The sequence below is a fragment of the Bifidobacterium sp. UBA6881 genome, assembly GCA_002451435.1.
Lineage (GTDB): Bacteria > Actinomycetota > Actinomycetes > Actinomycetales > Bifidobacteriaceae > Bifidobacterium.
Map to the genome: position 1 here is coordinate 1,610 of DKCF01000113.1, position 4,175 is coordinate 5,784.

General features: G+C 63.0%; 4 protein-coding genes. All 4 read left to right on the forward strand.

The features are described 5' to 3' along the window. Positions 1-13: 13 nt before the first annotated feature. Positions 14-709, forward strand: coding sequence for an ATP-binding cassette domain-containing protein (locus B3C64_RS08670; RefSeq protein ID WP_291535095.1), 696 nt, complete (start codon positions 14-16; stop codon positions 707-709). Between the two features lie 408 nt (positions 710-1,117). After that, positions 1,118-2,128, forward strand: a complete 1,011-nt coding sequence (locus B3C64_RS08675) for a cystathionine beta-synthase (protein WP_291535090.1) — start codon at positions 1,118-1,120, stop codon at positions 2,126-2,128. Positions 2,129-2,196: 68 nt separating this feature from the next. After that, entirely contained in the window at positions 2,197-3,378 is a 1,182-nt protein-coding gene (locus B3C64_RS08680; RefSeq protein ID WP_291535091.1) for a cystathionine gamma-synthase, read from the forward strand. Between the two features lie 26 nt (positions 3,379-3,404). Next, positions 3,405-4,175 (forward strand): RecQ family ATP-dependent DNA helicase (locus B3C64_RS08685; RefSeq protein ID WP_291535092.1); only part of this gene is annotated, 771 nt, incomplete at its 3' end.

A 4,175-nucleotide genomic window follows, 5' to 3' on the forward strand; every position in this document is an offset into this window, starting at 1 on the left:
GCAATGCAAACAGGTGCTGTTCGGCGTGGACGTCACGGTCCACGCGGGGGAGTGCCTTGCCGTGATCGGCGGCTCCGGATCGGGCAAGACCACGCTCACGCGCGTGCTGCTCGGCTTGGAGAAGGCCGATGCCGGCGACATCCGCTATCAGGGAGATCCGCTGCGCGGGGAAACCGTGCGACGGTTGCGTGGCATGTCCGGACTGGTGTTCCAGAATCCATTCGATTCGTTGGACCCACGATGGCGCATCGAACGTTCCATCGCCGAACCGCTTCGGCTTCACCACCGCGATTGGCCGTCCGAACGGATCGCCGAATGCGTCGATGACGCGCTGCGCATGGTGAGTCTCGACCCTGGGCGGTATGCCGGCCGATTCCCCATGGACCTGTCGGGTGGCCAGGCGCAGCGCGCCGCGATCGCGCGGGCCATCGTCGACCATCCGGCGGTGCTGCTCGCCGACGAGCCGATGAGCGCCATCGACGTCGCCGCGCGCGTGCAGATCCTCGAATCGTTCGAGGCGATCCGCAAGGCCGAGCCGGACATGGCGCTCATCATGGTGTCCCATGATCTGGGCGTCGTGCAGCATATCGCCGACCGCATCATGGTGGTCCACGACGGGTACGTCGTGGAAGCCGGAACGTCCGCGCAGGTATTGGAGAATCCGGAAAACGACTATACGAAACGGCTGATCGACGCCGCCTCGATATGATGGACGGCCGCCGACGGTGTAACCATACTGTCCGCCATTCGGACACCGATTGGTTTTCGCCGCCGGTGGGCGTGCTATTGTATGAGCCATGTTCAATTTCTCATGTTGTTGCTGTCGCTGACCACCCGCCCGAGAGGCGCGCGGTTCATCGAAGCATAACTTGAGATAGGACATTCCTCAGAGCATCCGCAAGCAGGCGGAATGCAATCAGATTCTTCGCGATCAAGGAATTCTCATAGGCGCATACCCGCATCATCGATGCGATGGACGCCATGAGCGCAAAGCATCGAACTCCGGTGCAAGGTCCTGTTTCCAGCGTTGCGCGAACGCGGCCGCGGACTTCTCGGAATGTGAAATCATCCATCGGAACATTCACAACACCACGAAGCACCACACCAAGGAAACGCCATGACCATCCACAACTCGCTCGCCGAACTCATCGGCGGCACCCCGCTCGTCAAACTCAACCATGTAGCCGAAGACGTCAACGCCACCATCGCGGTGAAAGTCGAATACTTCAATCCGGGCGGATCCTCCAAGGACCGCATCGCCGAACGCATCATCGACGCGGCCGAGCGCAGCGGAGAGCTCAAGCCGGGCGGCGTGATCGTGGAACCGACATCCGGCAACACCGGCGTCGGACTGGCATTGGTGGCATTGCAGCGCGGCTACCGCACGATCTTCACCCTGCCGGACAAGGTCTCCGAAGCCAAGCGCGCGGTATTGCGCGCATACGGCGCCGAAGTGATTGTGACCCCCACCGATGCCGGCCCGGACGATCCGCGCTCCTACTACCAAGTGGCCGAACGTCTGGCCAAGACGATTCCCGGAGCGTACCGCCCGAACCAGTACGACAATCCGAACGGACCGGAAAGCCATTACCACACCACGGGCCCGGAGATCTGGGAGGCCACCGACCACAAGGTCACGCATTTTGTGGCCGGCATCGGCACCGGCGGCACCATCTCCGGAACCGGACGCTATCTCAAGGACGTCTCCCACGGTGCGGTGCAGGTGATCGGCTCCGATCCGGAAGGCTCCATCTACTCCGATCCGAACGACGTGCACCAGTACAAGATCGAAGGCGTGGGCGAGGACTTCTATCCGAAGGCGTTCGACCGCGATCTGCCCGACGAGATCGTGCAGGTCACCGATGCCGAAGCCTTTGAAATGACCCGCCGCCTCGCCAACGAGGAAGGACTGCTGGTCGGCGGCTCATCCGGCATGGCCGTCGTCTCCGCGGTCAAATACGCCCGCGAGCACAAGCTCGACGAAAACCAGCTCGTCGTCGTGCTGCTGCCGGATTCCGGTCGCGGCTACATGGAGAAGATCTTCAACGACGACTGGATGCGCGCCAACGGATTCGCCGACGTCGTGGAACGCACCACCAAGCCAAGTCTCGCCGAACAATATCTGTAAACCATCCATCCAATATGACAATCATCCACACCACGCAAACCATTCGATATTTCCAAGGAGTTCCCATCATGACCATCGCGACCAACACCGAAGCCCTCAACGCCAGCGCCCTCTCCACCCGCGCCATCCATGCGGGCCAGGAGCCCGACCCGACCACCGGCGCCGTGGTCACCCCAATCTACATGACCTCCACCTTCAAGCAGGACGGCGTCGGCGGACTGCGCAACGGCTACGACTACAGCCGTTCCATCAACCCGACCCGCAACTCCTTCGACGCGCAGCTCGCCGCCGTGGAGGGCGCGAAATACGCGCTGAGCTTCGCCTCCGGACTCGCGGCCATCGACGTGCTGCTGCGCGCCACCGTCAAGCCGGGCGACAACATCCTGCTCGGCAACGACGTGTACGGCGGCACCTACCGCCTGCTCTCCAAGGTGTTCGTGCCGTGGGGCGTCGGCCTCGACGTGGTGGACATCACCGACACCGCCGCCGTCTCCGCGGCGCTCGCCAAGAAGCAGTACAAGTACATCTGGGTGGAGACCCCGTCCAACCCTCTGCTCAACATCACCGACATCGCGGCCACCTCCGCGGTGGCGCACGCGCACGGCACCAAGGTCGTCGTGGACAACACCTTCGCCTCGCCGGTATTGCAGCACCCGCTCGACGACGGCGCCGACGTGGTCGTGTATTCCACCACCAAATACATCGGCGGTCACTCCGACGTGGTCGGCGGAGCCGTGGTGGTCAACGACAAGGAGACCCGCGACGAGGTCGCGTTCCTGCAGAACGCCGCCGGCGCGGTCCCGTCCCCGTTCGACTCCTGGCTCGACATCCGCGGTCTGAAGACCCTCGACCTGCGCGTCAAGCAGCACAGCCGCAACGCGCTGAAGGTCGCGCAGTGGTTGGAGACCCGTCCCGAAGTGGAGCGTGTGTGGTACCCGGGTCTCGAATCGCACCCGGGCCACGACATCGCCGCGCGCCAGATGCACGGCGGTTTCGGCGGTATGGTCTCCGTGCAGCTCGCTGCCGGTTTCGAAGCCGCGAAGAAGTTCGCCGGCGCCACGCAGGTGTTCACCCTCGCCGAATCCTTGGGCGGCGTGGAATCGCTGATCGAGCACCCGGGTGCCATGACCCACGCCTCCGTGGCGGGAACCACGCTGGAGGTCCCGGCCAATCTGGTCCGCCTGTCCGTCGGTCTGGAAGATGCCGATGATCTCATCGCCGATCTGGAGCAGGCGCTCAAGCAGATCTGAACTCGATGATTGCTACACTGTGAGACATGGTATTCCATGATGATTCCCGGGCGCTGGACGCGCTGAAACGGTATTTCGGCTACGATTCGTTCCGCCCGGGGCAATCCGGCATCGTCGATGCGATTCTCGCCGGACGGGATGTGCTCGGCGTCATGCCGACCGGCGCGGGCAAATCCGTGTGCTATCAGATTCCGGCGACGCTGCTTCCCGGAATCACCGTCGTGATATCGCCGTTGATCTCCCTGATGCGGGACCAGGTCGACGCCCTGAACGATTTGGGCATTCCCGCCGCGTTCATCAACACCACCCAGGACATGGACGAACAGGGCATGGTGCTCGCCCAAGCGTTGCAAGGGCGGATAAGGCTGCTGTACGTGGCGCCGGAACGTTTGGAGACCGGGCGATTCCGCAACTTCGCCTCCCGCGTGCCGATTTCGCTCGTCGCGGTCGACGAGGCGCATTGCGTCTCCCAATGGGGGCAGGATTTCCGTTCGTCGTATCTCGGCATCAAGGATTTCATCAAAGGATTGCCCGTCCGGCCGACGGTCGCGGCGTTCACCGCGACGGCGACGCAACGTGTGCGCGACGACATCGCCTCGATGCTTGAATTGAACGATCCCATGGTCACCGTCACCGGATTCGATCGGCCGAACCTGTATTTCGACGTCATCAATCTGCAGAACAAAGACAAAGCGGCGTGGGTCGCATCGTACATCGCGCGTCATCCCGACGAATCCGGCATCGTGTATTGCGCGACGCGCAAGGAAACCGAGGCGCTTGCCGCGTCGCTGAACGCC